Source organism: Mycobacterium kyorinense, assembly GCF_002101735.1.
Taxonomy (GTDB): Bacteria; Actinomycetota; Actinomycetes; order Mycobacteriales; family Mycobacteriaceae; genus Mycobacterium; species Mycobacterium kyorinense.
In genome coordinates, this window is the sequence record NZ_LQPE01000028.1 from 1 (window position 1) to 23,910 (window position 23,910).

Genomic DNA, 23,910 nt, shown 5'->3' on the forward strand with positions numbered 1-23,910 from the left:
TGACAACCGCACCTGGCAACCCGAATCACCCCCGATCACCAAGTCGGCGGCTTGACATCTTCATTGAGAGTCCTTTCCAACTGTTCCGGTAATCGGGCGAAAGACGGGGACGACGAAGCCGTCGTGATCCTCGCGAAAGTCCACCATCAGTTCCATATCCGCATGAACGTCGTCGGGTGAGCAGTGCTCCAGGACGGTCATCAGCCGTGGTCCTTCCTCGAGATCAACCATGGCCACGACATATGGGGTGCGACCGTCGAAGGGCGCTGCGTTCTGGTGAATCACACTCCACGTGTAGAGCCGGCCCCGGCCGGAGGCCGATACCAAAGTGACGTCCTCGCTCCAGCAAAACGGACAGAACGGCCGCGCATACAACGAATTTCGTCCACACGAACCACACGCATTGATCAGCAGGGCGCGGTCCTGTACAGCAGACCACCAGGACTCGCTGTCGGCGTCCACGGTGGGCCGATCCGGCCCGGCGGGCACTTCCATCACTGCCTCCCGAGAATCATTGTGGCGCTGTGAGTGAAAAACCCGCCCATTGCGTGTACACAAGCCAGGCGCGCGTCTTCGACTTGCCGGGGCCCGCACTCGCCACGAAGTTGCCTGACCGCTTCGACCATGAGAAACATCCCCCGCATGCCCGGGTGGCATGCGGCCAACCCGCCACCGTCGGTATTGGTGGGCAATACCCCGCCCGGGCGCAACGCCCCGGAACCGACGAACGACCCACCTTCGCCTTTGGCGCAGAAACCCAGGTCCTCCACCGTCAGCAGAACCGTCGAGGTGAACGAGTCGTAGAGCTGGGCTACGTCGATGTCCTCTGGAGCCACCCCCGCCTGAGCAAATGCCCGCGGCCCGGACTGCGCGGCTGCCGACGTGGTGAAGTCACCCCATTCGCTCATGCTGACGTGAGATGTCGCGTCGGCAGCTCCGAGGATCCACACCGGCTCCTTGGCGCAGTGTTTGGCTACTTGCTCGCTGGCCAGCACCACGGCTCCGCCCCCGTCGGTGCGCAGACACACGTGCTTGGACGTGAATGGCTCGGCCAGCATCGGCGCGGCGGCCACCTCCGCCGCCGTGATGCGGTCACGTTCAAAAGCATTGTCGTTCAGGGCCGCCCACTCATGGGCAGCGACGGCCACTTCGGCGAGCTGCTCGACAGTGGTGCCGAACTCGATCATATGGCGCCGCGCCGCCATGGCGTATTTGGCGATGAGCGTCGCTCCGTACGGAGTCTCGTATTGCATGGCGCCGCCGGTACTCATGGCCGCTGTTGAGCCCCGGAACCGGCGCTTGACATCCGAACGCGCCGTCGAACCGTACGTCAGCAGCGCAACCTCGATCTCGCCGGCGGTAATGGCTGCGGCGGCATGGCGCGCCATGACCTCCCAAGACGATCCGCCGACGTTGGTGGCATCCACCCACGTCGGACGCAGCCCGAGATACTCGCTCACCTCGACAGGCGGCAGCAACGTCCCGTGTCCGCCGAAGCCGTCGATGTCTTCTTTGGTCAGCCCGGCGTCGGCAATGGCACGACGTGATGCTTGGGCCATCAACGCCATGGCGGTCTTGTCGGGCACCCGCCCGCACTCGGACAACCCCGCGCCGACGATAGCGACTCGGCTCGCTCCCATACGTAATGGTTACCACATCGATAATGGCGTTAACGAGATAGTGGAATGAACGTTCTCAGTCCGTTAGCGTGAGGATGTGCAGCGATCGCTACGGGAGGCATTGCGCAACGAAGGCCTGGTGCTGTGCCTGGCGCTGATGAATGCGCGCACACCCGACGTCCCGGCCATCGCCGCAGCCTGCGGCTACGACGCCGTCTACGTCGACCTGGAACACACCTCGACGTCTCTGGAGACGGCCGCCATGTTGTGTGCGAGTGCGTTGGGGGCAGGCATTGCGGGCCTGGTGCGGGTGCCTTCGCACGCCCCCAGCGTCATCGCCAGGGTCCTGGACAACGGAGCAGTCGGAGTGATTGTGCCCCACGTTAATTCGCGGCGAGAAGCTGAAGCTGTGGTGGATGCGGCGCGGTTCCCGCCCATTGGACACCGATCGATATCGGGGCCGAACAGGGTAAGTGGATACGGCCAGCGCTCGGCTACTGAACTGACGGCCGTTCTCGAGGGCAGCACCGTCGTCGCGGTGATGATCGAAACTCCCGAGGCGGTGGAGGCCAGCGGTGCTATCGCGGCCGTAGAAGGCGTTGACATGCTGCTCATCGGCCCGAGTGATCTGACCGCCGAAATGGGCATCCATGAGCAGTATGAGAATGGTCATTTCCACCATGCAGTAGACTCTGTCGCAGCGGCTTGTCGCAAACACGGCGTGGCGCTGGGAATAGCCGGGATCAAGTCCCTTGACCTGCTGGAACGCTTCGTGGATCAGGGTCTGCGATTCATCTCAGCGGGCACGGATGTCGGGATGATGACGGAGGCGGCCACCACCCGCGCGTGTGCGCTGCGAGAGCTCGAGAAACGACATCGATAGCCGAAAGCGCCGCCACGACAACAGGAGGACGGATGCCCACCGAAATCTATACCGAAGTAGTCACCGAACCGATGGCGTGGACCGGTGCGGACTTCGCGAGTAAAGAAGACTTCGCCTTCGACCTGTCGCCACGCAACGTGGCTGCCCTGGAATCGATTCTGGCCAAGACCGCCAAGAAGGATCGAGACGACATCACACCCGAGGATGCGCGTCATCCCGACCTGGACGAAGACTTGGCGCGGCTGTACCGGGAGCTGATGTTCGGAAGGGGCTTGGCGTGCGTGCGTGGCTTTCCGGTCGAGCAGCACTCGATCGAGGAACTGGAACGGATCTATTGGGCTTTCTGCACCCATTTGGGGTATCTCGTCTCCAACAACTCGTTCGGCCACCGCATGGTGCGTGTCCAGGAAGAGGTGCTGCCGAACGGCGTGCAGCCCGCTCGCGGCACCAAATCGCGCGCGGAGTTGGCCATGCACAATGACGCCGCAGACATCCTGTCGCTGTTGTGCGTCTACCCGGCCGCCGAGGGCGGCGAAAGCCAGTTCGCGAGCGGACCCGCCGCCCACAATTGGTTCGTCAGGGAACGCCCAGACCTGCTCAGTGTGCTGTACCAAGGCTTCCCACATCACCGGCGCAGCGAGCAACCGGACGACCAGCCCGACGTGACGCCTTACGACGTGCCGGTGTTCTCGCAGATCGACGGCCGGATCTGCATCAACTTCACCTACAGCAGCATCCTGCCTGCCATGCATGCCCTGGGCAGGGAGTTCACGCCGCAGCAGGAGGAAGCGATCGAGCTGCTGCGCAACGTCCTCGTCGACCAACAAGTTGAGTTCCGGCTCGAATCAGGCGAGGCCGCCGTCGCCAACAACTTCGCCATGTGCCACTCGCGGTCCGACTTCGTCAGCAGCACCGACCCGAAGAGGGCTCGGTGCTTCCTTCGAGCCTGGATGGAGGTGCCGCGTGAAGACCGTCGCCTGCCCATCGGGCGGGAGTACTTCCACATGGAGAACAAGGATCTGCGCCTCGGCTACGACCCGGTCCCGGGCCGGGAGGGTGCCATCGCACGCAACGACTACAAGAACGTGAATCCCGAACTGGCGGACATGTTCAAGGCAGCGCAGGCGAAACCCAAAGCGAAGCAGGCGTGAACACCCGTCCGCGGCTGGTCTACGAAAGGTGGACTGACCCGGTTGCCGGGGACATCCTCGAGGCAGGCGATCTCGAACTAGTCAGACTAGACCTCAGCGCGTCGGCCGAAAAAGGTTGGGCAGCACTGGAAACCGCTCACGGGTACCAAGTCGCCACCCGGACGGACGTCGCGTCCGTCGCCGACGGAACACAGTGGCTGGTCGGGCAGGGCCTGGTGGACCGTTGCCCGCAATTGCTGGCGGTGTGCTCCGCCGGCGCCGGGTATGACGTCATCGACGTCGACGCGTGTACCCGCGCGGGCATCGCGGTGTGCAACAACTCCGGTCCCGGGGCCGAGGCCGTTGCCGAACACGCACTCGGGTTCATGCTGGATCTCGCCAAGAAAATCACCGTCTCTGACCGGGCGTTGCGTGCGGGACCGCTTGGCGACCGGCTGGCGCTGCGTGGCAGTCAGCTGCTCGGCAAGACGCTCGGTGTCGTGGGGCTCGGAGCTATCGGAAGCCGCCTGGTGGAGTTGTGCACGCCATTTGGCATGGAAGTCATCGCGTTCGACCCGTACGTGGACGAGGCCACCGCGCGACTCCGCGGGGCGCGGCTGGTCCCGCTGCCGGAGTTGCTCGCCCAGGCCGATTTCGTTCAGGTGACCTGTCCGCTGACCAGTGAGACACGGGGCCTCATTGGGGCGGAACAGTTCTCGGCGATGAAGCCGAGCGCCTTCTTCATCACGACGGCGCGGGGGCCGGTGCACGACGAGGCAGCGCTGTACGAGGCGTTGGTAAGCGGGGGCATTGCCGGCGCGGCTCTCGATGTGTTCCACGAGGAACCGCCACAGCCCGATAACCCGCTGCTGCACCTAGACAACGTGGTTGCAACGCCGCACACGGCCGGCATCACCGTCGAGGCGGCCCGCGACATTGCGGTTGCCACCGCGACCCAATGGCAGGACATCTTCGATGGGCGCATGCCACCTCGGCTTTTGAATCCGGAGGTGTGGCCTCGTTACTGCGATCGATTCCACGAGATCCTGGGCGTTCACCCGACCGCCCGCGCCAATGCTGCTGCCGGGTGACAACAAAGGGTTTAAGAGAAAAGGGGCACCGTGACCCAAACGCCGGACTACGGCACCATCGAGTTCGAGGTGCGGGGACACACTGCCTGTGTGACCCTGAATCGACCCGAAGTCCTCAACGCGATCAACGACCAGATGATCGCAGAGCTCGCCGAAGTGTACGCCGAAATCGAGCGCTCTCAAGACATTTGGACGGTGATCATCACCGGAGCGGGCCGCGCCCTGTGCGTCGGCGCGGACGTCAACAAGGCCGCAGACCATGACATGGAGAATGCGCCAGGAATCGACAACCAGGGCGAGCCGGTCCTCAGTTCGATGCGGCAGTGGGACGCTCCGCAGGAGGCCACGCCGCCGTGGCTTCAGATGACCAAGCCAATCATCTGCGCGGTCAACGGTATCACCTGCGGTGCGGGAATGGACCTCGTCACCACCGCAGATATCACCGTCGCGTCTGAGCGGGCCACGTTGATGGATCCGCATGTCAGCATCGGCGTGGCGTCCGGGCGCGAAGGCGTCAGGCTTGCCCGGATCCTGCCGCTGCCCGTGGCAATGCGGCTGATCTTGATGGGTAAACACGAACAGCTTGACGCGCGCCGTGCCTACGACTTGGGCGTCTTCACGGAGGTGGTCGCGCACGATGCGCTGATGGACCGGGCGTGGGAAATCGCCGACGTGGTGAACTCGAATGCACCGCTGGCAGTCCGCGGTTCGCGAATGGCTGTGCGCAAGGGGCTAGCCCTGCCCATCTACGAGGCCGAACTGCTCGCCGAGAACTACCGCATGAAGGTGGCGCTGACAAAGGACGCTATCGAGGGTCCCCGCGCCTTCCTCGAGAAGCGCAAACCGGACTGGAAGGCCTTGTAGCGCACCACGGGTGGTGTGGCTAGACCAGACCGAAGAACCGCTTTGCGTTGGTGGACAGCACTTTACGCTTGGTTTCCTCGTCCAGGCCCTGCGTCGCCTTGTTGGCGACCTCCAGGCTTCGCGGCCAGTTCGTGTCGTTATGGGGATAGTCGGTCTCGAACATCAGCTGATCTGGCCCAACCAGATCGAGAATGCGGAACGCGACCGGATCGCCGAATGTCGAGAAGTAGACACGGCCGGGCACCTGGCTGCTCGGTGGGTCGGTCAGCAGAGGATGGATGCCGCCCCAGGCCCGACGGTCCTCCCAGACCTCGTCGACACGTTGCAGGTAGTAGGGGATCCAGCCCGCTTGCGCCTCGGCGAACGCGAGCTTGAGGTCAGGGAACTGGATGAGCTTGCCGGAGAACAGCCAGTCGACCAAAGCGATGGTGCAGTTGACCGCCATCAGCGCACTGGTGACGACATGCGGGGAGTCGGGGGAGGATTTCGTGAGCGACGAGCTCGAGCCGATGTGCAGCATGATGCCGACCTGGTTTCGCTCGCAAGCGGCAAAGAACGGGTCCCAGTAACCGCTATGGATCGACGGCAGGTCCAGACGAGAAGGTAACTCGGAGAAGCACACTGCGTGCATTCCCTTGGCCGCGACCCTTTCGACCTCCTTTGCGGCGAGTTCGACGTCCCAGAGCGGGATGATGCCCAGCGGGATCAGCCGGCCGTTCGAGCTGCCGCCCCACTCGTCGGTCTGAAAGTCGTTGTAGGCCTCGACGCAGAGCCTGGCGAGGTCCTTGTCCTTGCCGTACAGGAAGCGCTGGCCGCAGAAGCGTACGAGTGTATTGGGAAAGCAGGCTGAAGCCTCGATGCCGGCGATGTCCATGTCGGCGAGCCGGTCCGCTGGACGGAAGCAGCCGGGACGCATCTCGTCGTAGGTGATCGGGTCGGTGGTGAGCTCGTCGAGGTCATAACCGGCGGCCGCGCTGATCAGCGGGATCGGGATGACGGCGTCCTCGTAGTGCCAGATGTCGGCGTCGCGGCCCTCCTCGTCTTCGATGAATACGACGTCGGTCGTGACGGAGGGATCCAGACGCCCACGGTGCCTGACAATGTGCGGCCCGACATCCCGGTAGCGCTCGGGCAGTCGGCTGGTCCACAGATCCGCTGGCTCAACCAAGTGGTCGTCCGGAGAAACGATCAGGATGTCTGCACTCAACGCTGCACTCCTTCGAGGGAAGGCTGGCGCCTTCGTTGTGAAACTTAAATTCCCGTAATCGAGAATAACGGTTTACAGACTACCGCAGACCCTTGTCCGGGGCATACCCAGAGACAGACTCGTGCAGGTAGGCTGCGTCATCACCGCGAAGAACGCGTATTCTCAAGCATCATGACTGCCAGAAAACGCGCCGGAGAGGAACAAGAAGCCGGCCTCGAACTCGTCGATACCGACGTCGAACTGCCCACAAGTTGGCAGGAGAGAACGATAGAGCGACGGCTCAGCCAGGCCCGCGCCCGTGCGCTGGCGCGTAGCTCGAGATTCCTTGCCACCGCACTGGAGTTGGTGGAGGAGTCCGGGCGAGCCGACTTCACCATTCAGGACCTGATTGATCGGTCGAACCTGAGCCTGCGTGCCTTTTACCAACACTTTGCGGGTAAAGAAGAGCTGCTGCTGGCGCTCTATGAGAATGCGACGAGTCAATTCATCGAGGCCATCCGCCATGAGGTCGCTGCCGCGGACGGCCCGCTGGAAAAGCTCGAGGCCTTCTGTCGTGGATTTCTCTCCCGTGCAGAGTCGTCCCAGACGATCGGCGGTCGCGTGATGACGATCTACAACCTGAGCCTGGAGATCGAGCGTCCCGCTGACTTCGCCAAGATCTGGGAGCCACATCAGAAGCTGCTCACCAAGATCCTGACATCGTGTGCGCGCGCCGGGTTGGTGCGAAAAGACTTGACCCCTGCGCAGTTGACAACCCTGCTGAATTCAACACTGATCGCACTTGCTCAGATCGGCGTCTTCCATCTGGGTGTCCAGGGCGCCGAACTTACCGAGGACCAGTTGTGGGCGTGGTGCTTGGGGGCCCTCGCTCCGCCGACAGGCGCGAAGGCCGTCACCAAACGGGCCAGCACCCGCAGGCCCAGAAAAACGACTGCGTAGACCACGATGTCGACGATCGAGCGCAACGTGCAAGCCGCTCAGGCGATATGGGTACTCTCGTATTCGAGAGTGACCATATCCGCGCATGACGGGACGGCGACGTGGACCTGAGTCTTACCGTGGAACAGCGGCAACTTGTCGATTCGTTCGAGGCGATGTACAGCCGGGAGTCGACGTCTGAGCGGATTCGGGCCGCTGAACCGCTGGGCTTTGACCCGAAGTTGTGGAAGGCGCTGCTGGATTTAGGTGCCGTCGACATGGCTGTCGACGACACTGCGGGCGGTTGGGGTGCCTCCGAGTTGGACTTGGCGCTGACGGCCGAGCAGTTCGGTCGCGCACTTGGTTCCGCTCCTGTCATCGAATCTCAGGTCGCCGCACGGCTGCTCGCTCGCAGTGGTGGTGCCGGTGCCGACTTGCTCGGTCAGGCGTTGGCCGGCGGCCTGCTGGTCAGTTTTTCACCGCGCGGCGCGCGCGGCAACACGCTGACGCTGGTGCCCGCCGGCGCCGTCGCCGATGCGGTAGTGGCGTTTGTCGGATCGCGCCTCGTTGTTGTGCCGCTGACCGAAGGCGACCGGCAGCCGGTGCAGAACCTGGGCTCACTGCCGCTGGCGGACGTCACCGTCGGTGATGATTGCGTAACTCTTGCCGAGGGCGAGGACGCGCACCGCTTGTTCACCGAAGCGCTGGATCTGTGGCTTGCGCTCACTGCCACCGCACTCGCGGGCGCAGCGAAGAAGGCGATCGAGATCGGTGTCGAATACGCCAAGCAGCGTTACGCGTTCGGCAAGCCGATCGGGACTTTCCAGGCGGTGTCGCATCCATTGGCAGACAGCGCGACTGCGGCCGACGGAGCGCGGCTGCTGAGTTTGAAGGCCGCATGTGCATTTAACGACGAACCCGCTCGCGTGAGCGAACTCGCGGCCATGGCGTTCGCATTCGCCTACGAAACCGCGCGCGACGCAACACTGCGTAGCCTTCACATCCACGGCGGTTACGGGTTCGGCATGGAGTGTGATATCCAGCTGTACTACCGGCGGGTCCGGGGATGGGCGTTGGTGTATGGCGAGCCGGCACTCGCACTCGACCGCGTCGCCGATGCCCGCTACGGTCCAGTGGCGGGCTGAACTGGCCTCCGCGACTCCATGACCGCAAAGCTCAGCGTCGCCCGGGCTGCCAGCCGATCGCGTGCCACATCGACCACATCGACGGCGACGACGATCAACCGCTTGCCCGCGCGCACCAGGCTGGCGGTCGCACGGGCCGGGCCTTCGACTATCGGCGCCAGGTAGTGAATCGACATGTCCGCGGTACCTGCGCCCGCTTCCGCATTCGTATGCTTGATCGCCAACCGTCCGGCCGCCACGTCGATGAGTGTTGCGACCAGACCACCCTGCATAGCGCCCCGAATGTTCACCAGGTCTTCTCTGTTGTGCAGGTCCATGACCACGGCCTCATCGGAGTCGACGACGTCGTAGAACGGCAACCGGCCGAACAGATGGCCGGGGATCGTCACCTGCATCGGTTGAGGGGTGACGGTCACGCTTGTGCTCGCACCTGATCCTTGACGGAGAGCACGATCGGCGGCGCGCTCCGCCAATCGGGCACGCCTTGTTCCTCACCGGCGGTCGCGCGTTTGTCGTCGCGCACCCCGACCCAATGCGCGTGGTTCAACTGGTGCAAGGTGAAGCAGGACTGCAGCGCGTTGTAAAACCCCATATTGTCGACGGACTGATTGACCGATTCCTTGATGAGCAGCGCGGCCATGGTGGGCACCGTGGCGATGCGCCGGGCCATCTCCAGTGTGCGGTCGGCCAATTCGTCGCGCTTGAAGATTTTGCTCACCATGCCGAGCCGGTAGGCCTCCTCGATGTCGATGGCGTCACCGGTGAGCATCAACTCCTTCGCACGTCGGGGCCCGAACTCCCAGGGATGGCCGAAGTACTCCATGCCGCACATGCCCAGCCGGGTGCCGACGACATCGGCGAAGCGCACCTCCTCACTGCCTACGATCAGGTCGCATGCCCAGATCAGCATCAGCCCCGCCGAGAACACGTCGCCGTGGACCTGCGCGATCGTGATCTTGCGTAAGTTGCGCCAGCGCAGGTTGTTCTGGAAGAAGTAGTGCCATTCCTGCAGCATGATTTTCTCCGCACCGTCCCTCGTGCCGCCGTTGATTGCTGCAGTTGGGTGCTGACCTGGCCCAGGAGCGAACTCGGCTCTGGCCTGCTTGGAGCCGATGTCATGGCCCGAGGAGAACATCGGGCCTTCACCGGCGAGAATGACGACGCGAACGGCGTCGTCGGCCTCGGCCCGCGCGAATGCGTGATCGAGTTCGACCAGCATTCCGCGATTCTGCGCGTTGCGCTGCTCGGGACGGTTCAACGAGATCCGTACGATCTGCCCGTCGTCGAATGACTCCCACTTCAAGAACTGGTAATCGGTCATTATCTCCTCCACGGTTCATTCGCATTGGCAATGGTGATATCAATTACTGAGAAGGTATGTTCTCACAGCATTGACGCGGGGTCACCGGGAAGGGGCGCGCATGACGGAGAACCGTGGCAACCCGCGAGTGATTCTTTGGGGTCCCGGGCAAGTGGGCGTCGGCGCCTTACGTGCCCTCATCGCACATCCCGGGCTCGACTTGGTCGGTGTCGTCGTACACGCCGAAGCCAAGGACGGGAAGGACGCGGGTGACCTGTGCGGCATGCCGGCGACCGGTGTCATCGCCAGCCGTGACATCGACGCGGCGCTGTCCTTAGACGCCGACGTGGTGGCCTACTTCGCCTCAGGTGACTACCGGTACCGCGAAGCAGCGGATGACATTGCGAGGTGTCTGCGCGCAGGCAAGAACGTCGTGTGTACCTCATTGGTCCCGATGTGCTATCCGCCGGCCGCCGATTCCGAGACCGTCGAGCTGATCGCGGCCGCCTGTGAAGCGGGCGGCACCAGCTTCTTCAACAGCGGAGTCGATCCCGGATGGGCGAATGACGTGATCGCTCTGACGATGACGGGCTTCAGTAGTCGTGTCGATACCATCAGGATGCTCGAGATACTCGACTACGGGCCGATCAATCAGCCAGAGATCATGTTCGACTTCATGGGATTCGCGCACCCACCGGAACATCCGGCACCGCTGTTCGACACCGAGCGCCTCGCTTCGCTGTGGGCACCAATTGTGCACCTGGTCGCCGACGGCGTCGGTCTGCCGCTGGATTGCGTCGACACGACGATCGAGAAGTGGTTGGCCACAGAGCGTTATGAAGTTGCATCCGGATGGGTCGAACCGGGGACCGTCGGTGGCATGCGTTTCAAGCTCGCCGGCATGGTGTGCGGCGAGGAGCGTGTGGTGCTCGAGCACATCACCCGAATGGGGGAGGGGTCGGCACCGGATTGGCCGCGGCATCCTTCGCCGCACGGCGGCTACCGCGTCGTCGTCGACGGGCTGCCGACGTACACGGTCGACATCGAGATGCACGGCCGCGGGAACAACATGCGTGGTCTCACTTATGCGACGGTGATGCGTGAACTCAACGCCATCCCTGCGGTGATCGCAGCACCGCCCGGTGTGTTGTCGACGCTCGACCTGCCGTTGGTCACCGGGCCGGTGCGCGGTGGAACGTGGCGAGGTGTGCTGCCGCAAACGGTTCCGGCATGACGGACACGGCGGTGCCCGCCACCACGTACGACCTGTGGACCGTCATGCGCACCGCGTCCGCGATACGGCGGTATCGCGACGAACCCGTCGACGACCAAACGCTCGAACGTTGTCTGCGCGCCGCGAGTTGGGCGCCTTCGGGTGCTAATCAGCAGCCGTGGCGATTTGTCGTGCTGCGTTCCGACGAAGTCCGTGCGGTCGTTACGGCCGCCGCCAAGCGAGCGTGGGCCGAGATGCAGGGCTTCTACAGGCTGACCGTGCCCGACCATCGCGCCGACGATCCGAAATCCCGTGTGCTTCGGGCGATGGCCGAACATATGCACGTCGGCGGCGGGGCGCCCGTCCTCGTGCTGTTCTGCGTTCAACCGCAGCCGGGAGCATCGGACCTGCAACAGGGCGCATCGGTGTTTCCCGCAGTGCAAAACTTCCTGTTGGCAGCGCGCGGCCAAGGTCTTGGTGCGGCGATCACGCTGTGGCACAGTCTTTGTGAGGATCGACTGCGTGACTTGGTTGGCATCCCCGACGATTGGCAGCTCGCCGCGCTGCTGACGGTGGGTTGGCCCAGGGGCAGGCACAAGCCGGTGCGCCGCAAGCCGCTTGCGGAGGCGGCGGTCATCGACCACTGGGACCAGCCGTGGTCAGTCGGACCATGAACCCTCCCGCCGGGCCGTAACGGCGCCATGGCGAAGCTCCGGAGAATTGCTATTCTCCGTGTGACTGTGTGCTCGATGCACGAGGAGTGGAGACGACATGCTGCGCGACATCCGCGACCTAGCCTCGGACCCCGAAGCCTATGCAGCCGAGTTGCAGCGACGGTGGGGTGGACTACTGAGCTACCGCTACATCGGTAGGCGTCATGCTTCGATGAATGTCGGGCCGGCCGACGACACCGTTACCGTGCGTCGCGATATGCGCAACGGCGCCGGCGGGCTGCTCATGGCAGTGCTGGGGATCGCGGCACCGGAAGGCGGTTTAGTCACTGATTTGGAAGCGGTACCCAACCCGGTGATCCATTCCTGTCAGGTGCTCGACCCCGGTTTCGATGTGACCCGTTTCGAAGTGGTGACCGAGGACTTGAAGCGGGGTCGCCAGATGGCCTACAGCCGGTCGCGAATCATCGACGCCGATCGACGTGATCGCGTGCTCGCGATCACTGAGGGCCAGGGGGTCAGCATCGGCGTCCCCCCGCCGGGACTTCAGCGGATGCTCGTGGATCCGATCGAAGTCAGTGATTCGCCCGACTTACCACCACTCTGGCAGGTGTTCGGCGGCACTCGACGTGCCGACGGCGCGTGGACATTGCCCGAGCTGTCCGTCGAGGTGGCCTCACCTGACGCCGCGCTGCATGTGGGACCGCAATTCGTCATCCTGGAGGCGGCCGCCATCGACCGGGCAGCGCGTCGCGCCGGAACCGAACGATTGCAGGGGATCTCCTCGCACGTGATGTTCCTCGCGCGCGGCAAGCATGGCCCCTTCCGGTTCGAAAGCGAAGCAATCGAAGGCGTTGATGGCATCGTCGCGGTTCGCACGCTCGGTTACGACGACGGAGCCGACGGCAAGCTCATTACCGCAGCGACACACGTATTCCGATCCGTCGGTTGAGCCGCGCCACGCGCACCGGCCAGTATCCACAGCCCGTCGCGTCACACAGTCGGCGAGTAGGGCAGGCTGCTGCCGGTGTTCTCGTCGATGGCGACGTGCCCGCCAAGGTAGGGGAATGCGCGCTGCGCGCAGTCCGGGCGGTTGCAGATCTTGCAGCCGGCGCCGATCGGCACTGCGGTGCCCGGGTCGTCGACGGCGACGCCGGTGGAATAGATGAGCTTGTGCGCGTAAGCCAAATCGCAGCCCAAGCCAATCGCGAAGCTGGTGTGCTGACCCAGGTATCCGCGGCCTTCCGGAGCGGTGGCCTTGGCGACCCAGAAGTACGAGCGGCCGTCGGGCATCTGCGCCACCTGGGTGACGATCCGGCCCGGCTGCGCGAACGCGTCGTGCACCACCCACAGGGGGCAGCTACCGCCGACCCGGCTGAAGTGAAAGGCGGTGGCCGACTGGCGCTTTGAGATATTGCCCGCCTTGTCAGTTCGGACGAAAATGAACGGGGCGCCGCGACACTGCGGGCGCTGCAGCGTGGACAGCCGATGACAGACGGTTTCGAAGCCCACCTCGAAGCGGCGGCCCAACAGGTCGATGTCGTAGCGCAATTCCTCGGCGGCGCGGTGGAATTGGTTATACGGCAGCAGAAATGCGCCGGCGAAGTAGTTGGCCAGCCCGATGCGGGCGACGCCGCGGACTTCGGGGCTGAGCTGGTCGTCGGCGGCCAGAATCGCCGAGATCAACTCGGATTGGCTGACCAGCGCCAGCTGGGTGGCTATCTGGAAGGCGCGCTGGCCCGGCCGCAACCAGTGCGCAATCCGAAGCACCCGAGTAGCCGGATCGAATGAACGCTTGGTGGTCTCGGGCAGACGGTCGTCGACGGCCACGGTGATGTCGAACCGGTCGGCCATCAACTCGGCGAGTTGGATGTCGAGCCTGCCGACCCGCATCCCGCTCTCGGCGAACATCTGCTCGGCCGCCAGATCGAGGTCGCCGATGTAGTTGTTGCGGTCGTAAAAGAAATCGCGGACTTCTTCGAAGGGCATCGGGCCTTCTGGCGGCAGCGACGTCTCGGTGATCGCGCGCGAGCGGTACGCCTCCAGTTCCTCGGTGGCGTCCCGCAGCCGGCGGTGCACGGCCACCAGGCTGCGGCCGACCTCGGGCATCCGGGCGACCAATTCCTCCACCTGTGCGCGGCTCACGCTTTCGGCGGCGGTAGCGGTGAAGACCTCGGACAAGTCCGCGACCAGCCGGGCGTCCACGTCGGACGAGAAGTAGTGGGCGGGCAGATCGAAGCGCTCGGTGAGCGCGAGCAGCACCGGCACCGTGATCGGCCGCTGGTCGTTCTCCAGCTGGTTGACGTAGCTGGTGGACAGATCCAGGGTGCGGGCCAGCGCGGCCTGCGTCAGGCCGCGTTCCTCCCGCAACCGCCGCAACCGGGCGCCGGAGAACATCTTCGCCACATGCACACCCTACTCCCGCGCGTGTTCACAACATTCGCAATCATCGCGGGCAGAGGACGCAAAATTACACATATCCAGTGGGTTTCTATCGTCGTCGGCTTTGCATAGTGTGCAAATATGATCATGCACCCGGTCCGGACCCGGCGCAGCGCCGACGACTTTCCGTTCACCGAGCACCTCGCCTACAAGATCGCCGAGGTGGCCGCGGACCCGGTCGCCGTCGAGCCCCAGACCGAGGCGATGGTGCTGAACCGGATCATCGACGACGCCGCGGTCAGCGCCGCGGCGGTGCTGCGACAACCAGTCACCGTGGCCCGCCACCAAGCGCTGGCGCACCGGTCCCGTCCCGGCGCGACGGTGTTCGGCGTCGACGGCAGCTACTCGGCGGAGTGGGCGGCGTGGGCCAACGGCGTCGCGGTGCGCGAACTCGATTTCCACGACACGTTTCTGGCCGCCGAGTACTCCCATCCTGGTGACAACATCCCGCCGTTGGTGGCCGTCGCCCAGCAGCTCGGGATCCGCGGCGCCGACCTGATCCGCGGCATCGCGACCGCCTACGAGATCCAGATCGACTTGGCCCGCGGAATCTGCCTGCACGAGCACAAGATCGATCACGTCGCTCATCTCGGCCCGTCGGTAGCCGCCGGGCTGGGCACCATGCTGCGGCTGGACACCGAGACCATCTATCAGGCGATCGGGCAGGCGCTGCACCTGACCACCGCCACCCGCCAGTCCCGCAAGGGCTCGATCTCGAGCTGGAAGGCGTTTGCGCCCGCACACGCCGGCAAGGTGGCCATTGAGGCCGTCGACCGGGCGATGCGCGGCGAGCGATCACCGGCGCCGATCTACGAGGGCGAGGACGGTGTCATCGCCTGGCTGCTGTCGGGCCCCGAGCACACCTACCGGGTGCCGCTGCCCGCGCCCGGAGAGCCCAAGCGCGCGATCCTCGACAGCTTCACCAAGGAGCATTCGGCCGAATACCAAAGCCAGGCACCGATCGACCTGGCCCGCCGGTTGCGCCAACGCATCGGCGACCTCGACCAGGTGGCGTCGATCGTGCTGCACACCAGCCACCACACCCATGTGGTGATCGGCACCGGCTCCGGCGATCCGCAGAAATTCGACCCCGATGCGTCGCGGGAAACTTTGGACCACTCGCTGCCGTACATCTTCGCGGTCGCGCTGCAGGACGGCAGCTGGCACCACGAACACTCCTACGCGCCGGAGCGGGCGCACCGGCCCGACACGATTGCGTTGTGGCACAAGATCTCCACGGTCGAGGATCCGGAGTGGACGCGCCGCTACCACTCGACCGACCCGGCCGAGAAGGCGTTCGGCGCCCGCGCGGAGGTGACCCTGAAGAGCGGCGAGGTGATCAGCGACGAACTCGCCGTCGCCGACGCCCATCCGCTGGGTGCGCGGCCGTTCGGCCGTGAGCAGTACATCGCCAAATTCACCGAACTCGCCCACGGCGTGGTCAAACCCGCTGAACAGCAACGGTTCTTGACCACGGTCGACGGTCTCGCCGACATGAAGCCCGGCACGCTGGCCGCGCTGAACGTGCTGGTCGACCCGCAGGTGCTTGAGAAGGCGCCGACCATCTCGTCGGGCATCTTCCAATGAGCGGGCTGCTGGCGGCGGCGTCCAGTGCCGCCGATAAGCGGGCGGCTTTCCGGGCCGCGCTGAATTCAGGTCGGCTGCAACGCTTTCCGGGGGCGTTCTCGCCGCTGGTGGCCAAACTGGTCGCGGATATCGGTTTTGAGGGCGTGTACGTGTCCGGCGCGGCGCTGTCGGCCGACCTGGGTCTGCCCGACATCGGGTTGACGACGCTCTCCGAGGTCGCTGCACGCGGCGCACAGATCGCCGCGGCCACCGACCTGCCCACGCTGATCGACGCCGACACTGGATTCGGCGAACCGCTCAACGCCGCGCGGACCGTCACGACGCTCGAAGACGCCGGTCTGGCCGGCTGTCACCTCGAGGACCAGGTCAACCCCAAGCGCTGCGGCCACTTGGACGGCAAGGCCGTCGTCCCGACGGCCGAGATGGTCAGGCGGATCCGCGCAGCCGTTGCGGCGCGGCGCGATCACAACTTCGTCGTCTGCGCCCGCACCGACGCCGCCGCCGTCGAGGGAGTCTCAGCCGCGATCGACCGGGCCCGCGCCTACGCCGACGCCGGCGCCGACCTGATCTTCACCGAGGCGCTCACGGACGCAGCCGAATTCGAGCGGTTCCGCGCCGCAGTGGACGTACCGCTGCTGGCCAACATGACCGAGTTCGGCAAGTCGCCGCTGCTGAGTGCGCAGGAATTGGCCGACATCGGCTACAACGTCGTCATCTACCCGGTCACCACGCTGCGGCTGGCGATGTTCGCCATCGAGGCGGGACTGCGCGAAATCGATACCGCCGGAACGCAATCAGGACTGCTCGAGAAGATGCAGCACCGCAGCCGGCTCTACGAGTTGCTGCGCTACGCCGACTACACCCAGTTCGACAACGACATCGCGGGAGGCAAGCGATGATTCACAAGGGTCTGGCCGGTGTCGTCGTCGACACCACGGCCATCTCCAAGGTGGTGCCGGAGACCAACTCGCTGACTTACCGCGGCTACCCGGTGCAGGACTTGGCCGCGCACTGCTGTTTCGAGCAGGTTGCCTATCTGCTGTGGCACGGCGAATTGCCGACCGACGCCGAGCTGGCGCTGTTCTGCCAACGGGAACGCGCCAGCCGCCGGCTGGACCGCTCGATGCTGTCGCTGCTGACCAAGCTGCCCGACAACTGCCACCCGATGGACGTCGTGCGCACCACGATCAGCTACCTGGGCGCCGAAGATCCCGACGAGGACGACAGCGCCGAAGCGGCCAACTATGCCAAGGCGTTACGGATGTTCGCGGTGCTGCCGACGATCGTGGCCGCCGACATGCGCCGCCGTCGCGGCCTGGCGCCGATCGCCCCGCACAGCCATCTCGGGTATGCGGAGAACTTTCTGCAGATGTGCTTCGGCGAAGTGCCGGAGCCGGTCGTCGTCTCCGCATTCGAGCAGTCGATGATCCTCTACGCCGAGCACGGCTTCAACGCCTCCACCTTTGCGGCACGAGTGGTCACCTCGACGCAGTCCGACATCTACAGCGCGGTCACCGCGGCGATCGGCGCACTCAAGGGCCGGCTGCACGGTGGCGCCAACGAGGCTGTCATGCATGACATGATCGAGATCGGCAGCGCCGACAATGCAGCGACGTGGTTGCACGGCAAGCTTTCCCGCAAAGAGAAGGTCATGGGATTCGGTCACCGGGTCTACAAGAACGGCGATTCGCGGGTGCCGACGATGAAGCAGGCACTGACGCGGGTGGCGGACGTCCGCGACGGGCAGCGCTGGCTTGACATCTACGACGTGCTGGAGACCGAGATGTTCGCCGCCACCGCGATCAAGCCCAACCTGGACTTCCCGACCGGTCCGGCGTATTACCTGATGGGCTTCGACATCCCGATGTTCACACCACTGTTCGTGATGAGCCGGATCACCGGGTGGACGGCCCACATCATCGAGCAGGCCGGGTCCAATGCGCTGATCCGCCCGCTGTCCGAGTACTCGGGCCGGCCGCAGCGGGCGATCAGCTTTCGACAGTGATGCGCAGCCGGGGCTTGCGGTCGTCGCCTGGACTGGCGACCCGGTCCCACACGGCGTCGACCAGCGGCTGCAACAACAACTCGCCCATCTGCCGGACCAGCACGCCGAGGATCTGACTGGACTCGGGGCGTTTCGTGGAGGCCAGACCGGAACCTCGAAGCGCCCCGACTTCGCGGCGGGTCAGGTCGACGACGACGTCGAGCAGGTGCATCCGGTCGTCGGCGGCCTCGAGGATCGCCCGGCGCGCGTAATTCACCACCGGAGGGTTGGCGCGCAGCATCCGGGCCACGGCCTCGTCGCGTGCCGCAGCGACCTGCCGCGCGCTGCCCTTGGCGGGAACGTCGGCCAGCGCATGCGCGAAATAATCCACCACCAACTGGTCCACCGCGTCCCTCAGCCCGGCCTTGGTCTTGAAGTGGTGCTGCACCAGGCCGAGGGTGACCCCGGCCGCAGAAGCGATGTCGCGCAGCGACACTCGGTCCTCGCCATATAGCGCGTAGAGGTCCAGCGCAGCGTTTCGAATCCGTGCCTTGGCGGTCAAGTCCTCGTCGGTCGCCCGCGGGTTCAACATCTGTCCTCGCCTGTACAGGTGATGTTTTTACGATACAAGTGTATCGTGGCCCGCGTGTCGCAGTTGTTCCCCGATTACCGACCGAGCTGGGAGACCGACCAGCACCGCGAGCTGCGCAAGCACGCCGCGGAGTTCTTCCGCAAGGAGGCCACCCCCAACCAGGAACGCTGGGTCGCCCAGCACGCGGTGGACCGCGAGTTCTGGAACAAGGCCGGCGCCGCTGGACTGTTAGGCCTGGACCTGCCCGAGGAATTCGGCGGGACGGGCGGCGACTTTGCCATGCAGGCGGTGGTGCAGGAAGAACTCGTGTACGCCCACGACCAGTGCTTCGGGTTCTCCGTCCACTCGCCGATCGTCGCGCACTACCTCTACGTCTACGGCAACGATGAGCAACGAAAACGCTGGCTGCCCAAGGTCATCAGCGGCGAGGCGGTGTTGGCGATCGCGATGACCGAGCCAGGCACAGGATCGGATCTGCAATCGGTGCGCACCACCGCCATCCGCGAGGGCGACACCTACGTCATCAACGGATCGAAGACGTTTATTTCCAACGGAACTCACTGCGACCTGCTGGTGATCGTGGCCAAGACCGATCCGTCCAAAGGGGCAGCCGGGGTGTCGCTGATCGTCGCGGAGACCAATGACCTCGCCGGGTTCGAGCGCGGACGGGTCCTACAGAAAATCGGTCAGCACGGGCAAGACACCCGTGAACTGTTCTTCTCCGACATGCGGGTGCCCGTGGCCAACCTGTTGGGGGAGCAGGAGGGGTTGGGCTTTTACCAGCTGATGGAACAACTTGCCCGCGAACGGCTGATCATCGCCACCCTGTGCGCGGCGCTGGCAGAAGCGGCGGTGCTTGAGGCGATCAAGTACTCGAAAGAACGAGAGGCGTTCGGCCGGCCGATCGGCAACTTCCAGAACACCAAATTCGTGCTGGCCGAATGTAAAACTGAGGCACTGGCAATCAAGACCCTGGTCGACTACGCGATCCGGCAGTACGTCGACGGCAACAACGATCCCATGACAGCGTCGATGGCCAAGCTGTTTGCGGCCGAGAAGTGCGATCAGGTTGTCGACAAGTGCCTGCAGGTCTTCGGCGGTTACGGCTACATGGCCGAATACCCGATCGCGAACATGTACACCGGGTCGCGGGTGAACCGAATCTACGGCGGCACAAGCGAAATCATGAAGGAAATCATCAGCCGCTCGCTGTGAGCGACGAGCGTCAGCACGCAGCGGGGTGTGACTCGCAGTAGGGCGTCGTCCCGCGGAACCGGTAGCGATGCGTGGCGACCCAGCGGTAGATCGCTTCCTCGATGAACCCAATACCTGGGATGTGATAGAGCATCAACGGCAGCTTGCTACCGATCGCGGTCGACACCGCGGCGTTCATCGCCTCTGCGCCGGAGTAGACGGCGCCCGAGGGATCCAGCCACCGGTTGCAGTCGAGTAGGTGCGACGGCGAAACACCCAGTCGCTCAGCGGTTCCCGGGCTCTGCAGAGGTTCAATCCGCAGTAGGCCCGTCCGGTTGTGCCTCAGGATGAATTCGACTGCCCGCGTGCACATTCCGCACGCGCCGTCAAAGAACAGGATTCCTGACACGGTTCACCTCTCTAAGGCCGGCCAGCGCGAAAACGACGGCAGTGCCGATCTCGGCGAGCGCGCTGAACCACGAAAACCAGGTTACGTTGATGTGCGGCGCCGAGACGAAGCTGTCCTGGTAGCCCGGAAAGATTGTCGGCAGTAAGTGTGCGTAGGTGAACCCCACCGCGCTGCCGAAGCCCACCATGATCGCCACCAGCGGCGCACGGCCGTGATTTCGGAACACCATCACGACCGCCAGCACCACGAACAGCGTCTGCACCATGCCCGCGACCATGATCGATGGTGGCGATACCGACATCCCGCGGCGCAGATGATCCAGGCCGTGCACCGTCAGCCCGATCGCGAATGCGACTGCCGCCCAACGCAGGTTGTCGCGTGGTTGCTCGATCTGGTCGGTCATGAGGACCACCGTCCGTTGAGGGAGTACCGAAGCCGGCGTGCATAATCCGTTCTACTACTACTACAACTAGTAGTAGTCAAGGACGGGACTTGACCCCGTGCTGCGGTATCGGGTGGACGCTGGGGTAATGAATGGTTTGCGCAAGAGCATGGCCGAATTTATCCGGCGGGACGTCGCACGGTTCACGACGCCGATGATTCGGCTGGTGGCCGAGGGCAGACCGGTTGCGCTGGAACGACTGGCGACCGTATCCGGCGTTCCGGTTGCGGAGATCGACTCGTGGCTGCGCGCGCAGCCGGGAACGGATTGGGACGACGATGGACGCTTGCTCGGCTTCGGGCTGACGCAGCGGCCGACCCGGCACCGCTACATCGTCGACGGCCGAGGGCTGTTCACGTTCTGCGCCGCCGACGCGTTGATCTTCACCCCGATACTGGGTCGACCAGCTACCGTCGAATCGAGCTGTCTCACAACAGGTCAACCGATCCGAGTTGAGCTCACCCCCGAGGCGGTGACGTCGGTCGATCCGCCGACGACCGTCGTTTCAGTGGTCGAGCTTGCATGCGACGCCAGTGATATTCGCGGCTCGTGCTGCGATCACGGACATTTCTTCGCCTCCGAGAATGCCGCTCGAGAGTGGCGCCGTGCGCACCCCGACGGGGATGTTCGCCCGGTCCGCGAGCTCTTCGACATCGCCGTCGACGTCTGCCGCGAGTTGGGTTGGACGCATGCTTGACCATGTACCGAGGTACCGGGTTTACCGTCGGTTATGCGAACGATGCAGGTTGCCCAACAGGCCGGGGTGAACGCCCAGACGTTGCGTTATTACGAGCGACGCGGTTTGTTGCCCGATCCGCCGCGCACGGTCAGCGGGTATCGCCGCTACGGGCCCGAGGCAGTGCGCCGTGTGCGGTTCGTCAAACGCGCGCAGGAACTGGGGTTCAGCCTGGCCGAGGTCGACGTGCTGCTTCAGTTGGCCGACGGCGGGCCGGAGTCCTGCGATGCGGCCCGGCAACTGGCCGAGCAGAAGGTCGCCGAACTGGATGCCAAAATCGTTTCGCTGCAGGCGATGCAGAGATCGCTTCGGCGGCTGATCGCCACCTGCGCCGGGCCACCAGCCGAGCGGGTCTGCCCGTTACTGGACAGCATGGAGCCCGGCCACATCGGCCCACCATGAGCCCGGTGCGAGTCCAGTTGCTGCATGTGCCCGATTGCCCGCTGATCGGACGAGTGCGCGACACCCTCGAAGACTGCCTACGACACGTAGGTGTTGCCGTGCGGGTCGACGAGCTCGAAGGTTCCTATCCGTCGCCCACGCTGGTGATCGACGGTATCGACGTGGCCACCGGTGCTCTGCCGTCGCGCGAGGTCTGCTGCCGATTCGACCTGCCCACCTGCGCTCAGATCGTGACCGCATTGGACCGTGCTGCGAGAGCATGCGAAGGTCGAGCACCCATTAGCCGGGAACCCCTCCCGCAGTTCTAGAACACGTTCTAATCTGTCGGCCATGGGATTCCTCAAGCCCGAACTGCCGCAGATCGACATGGCCGAATGGAGCAAGGGCACCCGCTCCGAGAAGATCCGCCCGATGGCCAAACACTGGGCCGAGGTCGGGTTCGGAACGCCGGTCGCGCTGCACCTGTTCTACGTGGTCAAAATCCTGCTGTACATCCTGGGCGGCTGGCTTTTCGCGCTGGCGACCAAGGGCATCGACGGTTTCACGGCCGTCGGCTCCTGGTGGTCGGAGCCGATCGTGTTCGAAAAGGTCGTGCTCTACACGATGCTGTTCGAGGTCGTCGGGCTCGGCTGCGGGTTCGGACCGCTGAACAACCGCTTCTTCCCGCCGCTCGGATCGATCCTGTACTGGCTGCGGCCCGGCACCATCCGGCTGCCGCCATGGCCCACTCGCATCCCGCTCACCGCGGGCACCGCACGCACACCGGTGGACGTCGCACTGTATGCGGCGCTGCTGGTGATGACGCTCTGGGCGTTGTTCTCCGACGGCACCGGTCCGGTCCCGGCGCTGGGCACCACCGTCGGCCTGCTGCCGATGTGGCAGATCTGGGCGATCCTCGGCCTGCTGGCGGTTCTCGGCCTGCGTGACAAGGTGATCTTCCTGGCCGCCCGCGGCGAGGTGTACGCGTCGATGACCGTAACGTTCCTGTTCGGCGGCGCCGACATGATCGTCGCGTCCAAAGTCGTGTTCCTGGTCATCTGGATGGGCGCGGCCACGTCGAAACTCAACAAGCACTTCCCGTTCGTCATCTCGACGATGATGTCCAACAACCCGCTCGTCCGGCCCCGGGCGCTCAAACGCCACTTCTTCGAACACTTTCCCGACGACCTGCGGCCGGGCCGGCCCTCCCGGATGCTGGCTCACTTCAGCACCGCGATCGAGATGCTGGTGCCGCTCGTGCTGTTCTTGTGCCACGGCGGCTGGCCCACCGCGATCGCCGCAGCGGTGATGGTGTGCTTCCACCTCGGCATCCTGGTGGCGATCCCGATGGGCGTGCCCCTGGAGTGGAACGTCTTCATGATCTTCGGCGTGCTTTCGCTGTTCGTCGCCTACGCCGATCTCGGGCTCTCCGACCTGAAACACCCTGTGCCGGTGGCGATTCTGTTCGTGGTGATCGCCGGCGTCGTCGCCCTCGGCAACCTGTTCCCGCGCAAGATCTCATTTCTGCCGGGGATGCGCTACTACGCCGGCAACTGGGACACCACGCTGTGGTGCGTCAAGCCGTCGGCCGACGAGAAGATCGCGCGCGGGATCGTCGCGATCGCCAGCATGCCGAAGGCGCAGATGGAGCGGTATTACGGCCAGGACAAGGCGCCGATCCTGATGTATATGGGATATGCCTTCCGCGGCTTCAACACTCACGGCCGCGCCCTGTTCACGCTGGCGCACCGGGCGATGGCCGGCCACAACGAGGACGACTACGTCATCACCGACGGCGAACGGATCTGCTCCACCGCGATCGGCTGGAATTTCGGCGACGGCCACATGCACAACGAGCAACTGATCGCCGCGATGCAGGAGCGCTGCGGATTCGAGCCGGGGGAGGTGCGCGTCGTGCTGCTCGACGCACAGCCCATCCACCGCCAAACCCAGCAGTACCGGTTGGTCGACGCGGCCACAGGCGAATTCGAGCGCGGCTATGTCCGGGTGGCCGACATGGTGGTCCGCCAGCCCTGGGATGACGACGTGCCGGTGCACGTCCTCACCGGCGAGTTTGACCGAGCGTAACGCCACGGCGACAT

At 64.6% G+C, this 23,910-nt stretch carries 26 protein-coding genes; 17 read left to right on the forward strand and 9 right to left on the reverse strand.

The features are described from left to right. Positions 1–60: 60 nt before the first annotated feature. Together AWC14_RS05250 and AWC14_RS05255 are read right to left on the reverse strand one after the other, a co-directional pair. Positions 61–495 carry a Zn-ribbon domain-containing OB-fold protein gene (locus tag AWC14_RS05250; protein ID WP_085241008.1) on the reverse strand — a complete coding sequence of 145 codons (435 nt, stop codon included), beginning with the start codon at positions 493–495 and terminating at the stop codon, positions 61–63. After that, entirely contained in the window at positions 495–1,640 is a 1,146-nt protein-coding gene (locus AWC14_RS05255) for an acetyl-CoA acetyltransferase (protein WP_045380550.1), read from the reverse strand. Before AWC14_RS05255 ends, AWC14_RS05250 begins: the two co-directional genes overlap by 1 nt. A gap of 136 nt (positions 1,641–1,776) precedes the next feature. Between AWC14_RS05255 and AWC14_RS05260 the strand changes: the two genes are divergently transcribed. The 4 genes from AWC14_RS05260 to AWC14_RS05275 are packed head-to-tail and all read left to right on the forward strand — an operon-like array spanning position 1,777 to position 5,587. Continuing rightward, entirely contained in the window at positions 1,777–2,502 is a 726-nt protein-coding gene (locus AWC14_RS05260; protein ID WP_142281564.1) for an HpcH/HpaI aldolase family protein, read from the forward strand. 32 nt (positions 2,503–2,534) lie between these two features. Further along, positions 2,535–3,653 carry a TauD/TfdA family dioxygenase gene (locus AWC14_RS05265; RefSeq protein ID WP_045380554.1) on the forward strand — a complete coding sequence of 373 codons (1,119 nt, stop codon included), beginning with the start codon at positions 2,535–2,537 and terminating at the stop codon, positions 3,651–3,653. Beyond that, positions 3,650–4,723, forward strand: coding sequence for a hydroxyacid dehydrogenase (locus AWC14_RS05270; RefSeq protein WP_045380556.1), 1,074 nt, complete (start codon positions 3,650–3,652; stop codon positions 4,721–4,723). The genes AWC14_RS05265 and AWC14_RS05270 overlap by 4 nt, the downstream gene beginning before the upstream one ends. A 30-nt stretch (positions 4,724–4,753) precedes the next feature. Then, positions 4,754–5,587 (forward strand): enoyl-CoA hydratase/isomerase family protein, encoded by an 834-nt coding sequence (locus AWC14_RS05275; protein WP_057003185.1) that lies wholly within the window; start codon positions 4,754–4,756, stop codon positions 5,585–5,587. Positions 5,588–5,606: 19 nt separating this feature from the next. Here the strand turns inward: AWC14_RS05275 and AWC14_RS05280 are convergent, their stop codons facing one another. Then, on the reverse strand, positions 5,607–6,794 hold the full coding sequence (locus AWC14_RS05280; RefSeq protein ID WP_045380558.1) for an amidohydrolase family protein: 1,188 nt from the start codon (positions 6,792–6,794) through the stop codon (positions 5,607–5,609). Between the two features lie 171 nt (positions 6,795–6,965). Between AWC14_RS05280 and AWC14_RS05285 the strand changes: the two genes are divergently transcribed. Continuing rightward, positions 6,966–7,733, forward strand: coding sequence for a TetR/AcrR family transcriptional regulator (locus AWC14_RS05285; RefSeq protein ID WP_045380561.1), 768 nt, complete (start codon positions 6,966–6,968; stop codon positions 7,731–7,733). Positions 7,734–7,834: 101 nt separating this feature from the next. Next, on the forward strand, positions 7,835–8,857 hold the full coding sequence (locus AWC14_RS05290) for an acyl-CoA dehydrogenase family protein (protein ID WP_045380563.1): 1,023 nt from the start codon (positions 7,835–7,837) through the stop codon (positions 8,855–8,857). On the opposite strand, the gene AWC14_RS05295 is transcribed toward AWC14_RS05290, so the two are convergent. Continuing rightward, complete coding sequence (locus AWC14_RS05295; protein ID WP_045380584.1) at positions 8,836–9,252, reverse strand: PaaI family thioesterase; 417 nt, start codon at positions 9,250–9,252, stop codon at positions 8,836–8,838. The genes AWC14_RS05290 and AWC14_RS05295 overlap by 22 nt on opposite strands. Before the next feature lie 17 nt (positions 9,253–9,269). Continuing rightward, positions 9,270–10,178, reverse strand: coding sequence for an enoyl-CoA hydratase (locus AWC14_RS05300; protein WP_045380565.1), 909 nt, complete (start codon positions 10,176–10,178; stop codon positions 9,270–9,272). A 127-nt stretch (positions 10,179–10,305) separates the two neighbouring features. Between AWC14_RS05300 and AWC14_RS05305 the strand changes: the two genes are divergently transcribed. From AWC14_RS05305 to AWC14_RS05315, 3 genes are all read left to right on the forward strand, one after another. Continuing rightward, positions 10,306–11,391 (forward strand): NAD(P)H-dependent amine dehydrogenase family protein, encoded by a 1,086-nt coding sequence (locus AWC14_RS05305; RefSeq protein ID WP_057003193.1) that lies wholly within the window; start codon positions 10,306–10,308, stop codon positions 11,389–11,391. Beyond that, a complete protein-coding gene (locus AWC14_RS05310) occupies positions 11,388–12,044 on the forward strand; it encodes a nitroreductase family protein (protein WP_235215949.1) in 657 nt (218 codons plus the stop codon). Before AWC14_RS05305 ends, AWC14_RS05310 begins: the two co-directional genes overlap by 4 nt. 97 nt (positions 12,045–12,141) lie before the next feature. Continuing rightward, on the forward strand, positions 12,142–12,993 hold the full coding sequence (locus tag AWC14_RS05315) for a hypothetical protein (RefSeq protein WP_045380567.1): 852 nt from the start codon (positions 12,142–12,144) through the stop codon (positions 12,991–12,993). Positions 12,994–13,034: 41 nt separating this feature from the next. Here AWC14_RS05315 and AWC14_RS05320 read toward each other — a convergent pair whose 3' ends face one another. After that, positions 13,035–14,438, reverse strand: a complete 1,404-nt coding sequence (locus AWC14_RS05320) for a short-chain fatty acyl-CoA regulator family protein (protein WP_081968186.1) — start codon at positions 14,436–14,438, stop codon at positions 13,035–13,037. A 126-nt stretch (positions 14,439–14,564) separates the two neighbouring features. Between AWC14_RS05320 and prpD the strand changes: the two genes are divergently transcribed. The 3 genes from prpD to AWC14_RS05335 are packed head-to-tail and all read left to right on the forward strand — an operon-like array spanning position 14,565 to position 18,075. Beyond that, positions 14,565–16,070, forward strand: a complete 1,506-nt coding sequence (gene prpD / locus AWC14_RS05325) for a 2-methylcitrate dehydratase PrpD (protein WP_045380570.1) — start codon at positions 14,565–14,567, stop codon at positions 16,068–16,070. Then, entirely contained in the window at positions 16,067–16,969 is a 903-nt protein-coding gene (gene prpB, locus AWC14_RS05330; protein WP_045380573.1) for a methylisocitrate lyase, read from the forward strand. The genes prpD and prpB overlap by 4 nt, the downstream gene beginning before the upstream one ends. Further along, a complete protein-coding gene (locus AWC14_RS05335; RefSeq protein ID WP_045380575.1) occupies positions 16,966–18,075 on the forward strand; it encodes a bifunctional 2-methylcitrate synthase/citrate synthase in 1,110 nt (369 codons plus the stop codon). The genes prpB and AWC14_RS05335 overlap by 4 nt, the downstream gene beginning before the upstream one ends. Here AWC14_RS05335 and AWC14_RS05340 read toward each other — a convergent pair. Then, positions 18,059–18,646 (reverse strand): TetR/AcrR family transcriptional regulator, encoded by a 588-nt coding sequence (locus AWC14_RS05340; protein ID WP_045380577.1) that lies wholly within the window; start codon positions 18,644–18,646, stop codon positions 18,059–18,061. The two genes, AWC14_RS05335 and AWC14_RS05340, sit on opposite strands and share 17 nt — an antisense overlap. Positions 18,647–18,700: 54 nt before the next feature. Between AWC14_RS05340 and AWC14_RS05345 the strand changes: the two genes are divergently transcribed. Then, positions 18,701–19,861, forward strand: a complete 1,161-nt coding sequence (locus AWC14_RS05345; RefSeq protein ID WP_045380591.1) for an acyl-CoA dehydrogenase family protein — start codon at positions 18,701–18,703, stop codon at positions 19,859–19,861. 10 nt (positions 19,862–19,871) lie between these two features. Here the strand turns inward: AWC14_RS05345 and AWC14_RS05350 are convergent, their stop codons facing one another. Both AWC14_RS05350 and AWC14_RS29450 read right to left on the reverse strand, forming a co-directional pair. Next, the gene (locus AWC14_RS05350; protein WP_052425613.1) at positions 19,872–20,249 is read right to left on the reverse strand and encodes a thiol-disulfide oxidoreductase DCC family protein; all 378 of its coding nucleotides are present in this window, start codon (positions 20,247–20,249) and stop codon (positions 19,872–19,874) included. Then, complete coding sequence (locus tag AWC14_RS29450) at positions 20,227–20,652, reverse strand: hypothetical protein (protein WP_235215950.1); 426 nt, start codon at positions 20,650–20,652, stop codon at positions 20,227–20,229. The genes AWC14_RS05350 and AWC14_RS29450 overlap by 23 nt, the downstream gene beginning before the upstream one ends. A gap of 148 nt (positions 20,653–20,800) precedes the next feature. Between AWC14_RS29450 and merB the strand changes: the two genes are divergently transcribed. Genes merB through AWC14_RS05375 form a run of 4 tightly spaced genes read left to right on the forward strand, consistent with a single transcriptional unit; the run spans position 20,801 to position 23,896 of the window. Next, positions 20,801–21,388, forward strand: coding sequence for an organomercurial lyase MerB (merB, locus tag AWC14_RS05360; protein ID WP_158089868.1), 588 nt, complete (start codon positions 20,801–20,803; stop codon positions 21,386–21,388). A 33-nt stretch (positions 21,389–21,421) separates the two neighbouring features. Then, positions 21,422–21,829: a MerR family transcriptional regulator gene (locus AWC14_RS05365; RefSeq protein WP_045384614.1), complete on the forward strand. Its 408-nt coding sequence runs from the start codon at positions 21,422–21,424 to the stop codon at positions 21,827–21,829. Positions 21,830–21,834: 5 nt separating this feature from the next. Then, positions 21,835–22,137: a hypothetical protein gene (locus AWC14_RS05370; protein ID WP_045384620.1), complete on the forward strand. Its 303-nt coding sequence runs from the start codon at positions 21,835–21,837 to the stop codon at positions 22,135–22,137. 22 nt (positions 22,138–22,159) lie between these two features. Then, positions 22,160–23,896, forward strand: a complete 1,737-nt coding sequence (locus AWC14_RS05375; protein ID WP_045384612.1) for a DUF3556 domain-containing protein — start codon at positions 22,160–22,162, stop codon at positions 23,894–23,896. Positions 23,897–23,910 lie beyond the last annotated feature (14 nt).

Excerpts from the sequence above, each read along its gene's own strand:
- AWC14_RS05250 (WP_085241008.1), bottom strand. The coding sequence starts at position 495 with ATGGAAGTGCCCGCCGGGCCGGATCGGCCCACCGTGGACGCCGACAGC.
- AWC14_RS05255 (WP_045380550.1), bottom strand. The coding sequence starts at position 1,640 with ATGGGAGCGAGCCGAGTCGCTATCGTCGGCGCGGGGTTGTCCGAGTGC.
- AWC14_RS05260 (WP_142281564.1), top strand. The coding sequence starts at position 1,777 with ATGAATGCGCGCACACCCGACGTCCCGGCCATCGCCGCAGCCTGCGGC.
- AWC14_RS05265 (WP_045380554.1), top strand. The coding sequence starts at position 2,535 with ATGCCCACCGAAATCTATACCGAAGTAGTCACCGAACCGATGGCGTGG.
- AWC14_RS05285 (WP_045380561.1), top strand. The coding sequence starts at position 6,966 with ATGACTGCCAGAAAACGCGCCGGAGAGGAACAAGAAGCCGGCCTCGAA.
- AWC14_RS05295 (WP_045380584.1), bottom strand. The coding sequence starts at position 9,252 with ATGCAGGTGACGATCCCCGGCCATCTGTTCGGCCGGTTGCCGTTCTAC.
- AWC14_RS05300 (WP_045380565.1), bottom strand. The coding sequence starts at position 10,178 with ATGACCGATTACCAGTTCTTGAAGTGGGAGTCATTCGACGACGGGCAG.
- AWC14_RS05310 (WP_235215949.1), top strand. The coding sequence starts at position 11,388 with ATGACGGACACGGCGGTGCCCGCCACCACGTACGACCTGTGGACCGTC.
- AWC14_RS05315 (WP_045380567.1), top strand. The coding sequence starts at position 12,142 with ATGCTGCGCGACATCCGCGACCTAGCCTCGGACCCCGAAGCCTATGCA.
- AWC14_RS05320 (WP_081968186.1), bottom strand. The coding sequence starts at position 14,438 with ATGTTCTCCGGCGCCCGGTTGCGGCGGTTGCGGGAGGAACGCGGCCTG.
- prpD (WP_045380570.1), top strand. The coding sequence starts at position 14,565 with ATGATCATGCACCCGGTCCGGACCCGGCGCAGCGCCGACGACTTTCCG.
- prpB (WP_045380573.1), top strand. The coding sequence starts at position 16,067 with ATGAGCGGGCTGCTGGCGGCGGCGTCCAGTGCCGCCGATAAGCGGGCG.
- AWC14_RS05335 (WP_045380575.1), top strand. The coding sequence starts at position 16,966 with ATGATTCACAAGGGTCTGGCCGGTGTCGTCGTCGACACCACGGCCATC.
- AWC14_RS05340 (WP_045380577.1), bottom strand. The coding sequence starts at position 18,646 with ATGTTGAACCCGCGGGCGACCGACGAGGACTTGACCGCCAAGGCACGG.
- AWC14_RS29450 (WP_235215950.1), bottom strand. The coding sequence starts at position 20,652 with ATGACCGACCAGATCGAGCAACCACGCGACAACCTGCGTTGGGCGGCA.
- merB (WP_158089868.1), top strand. The coding sequence starts at position 20,801 with ATGGCCGAATTTATCCGGCGGGACGTCGCACGGTTCACGACGCCGATG.
- AWC14_RS05365 (WP_045384614.1), top strand. The coding sequence starts at position 21,422 with ATGCGAACGATGCAGGTTGCCCAACAGGCCGGGGTGAACGCCCAGACG.
- AWC14_RS05375 (WP_045384612.1), top strand. The coding sequence starts at position 22,160 with ATGGGATTCCTCAAGCCCGAACTGCCGCAGATCGACATGGCCGAATGG.